We start from the raw sequence: 230 nt of genomic DNA on the forward strand, positions 1-230 counted from the left end.
CTCTCAATGCCCATTTTAGGTTGCTAGAGTAATATTCAATTTTATCAACAGTATTAAAAAAAGTATCAGAACCATCGCAAGATTTAATAATTTGACTAGCTAGACCACATTCTGTTTTATAGTCATCGTCATAGTTACCTTGTAGTTTCTCAAACTTAGATCTAACTTCTCCTAGAAGATTATTAACTGTCTGCTCAACCTCTTTTGGCTCATCTAAATTGTCTAATGGC

General features: G+C 33.0%; 1 protein-coding gene. It reads right to left on the reverse strand.

Annotated elements, in window-relative coordinates; genetic code table 11:
- The coding region (locus tag SB772_RS46260; protein ID WP_410839302.1) for a hypothetical protein at nt 1-230 on the reverse strand (230 nt) is incomplete at both ends.

The sequence above is a fragment of the Paraburkholderia sp. SIMBA_030 genome (assembly GCF_046535245.1).
Taxonomy (GTDB): Bacteria; Pseudomonadota; Gammaproteobacteria; order Burkholderiales; family Burkholderiaceae; genus Paraburkholderia.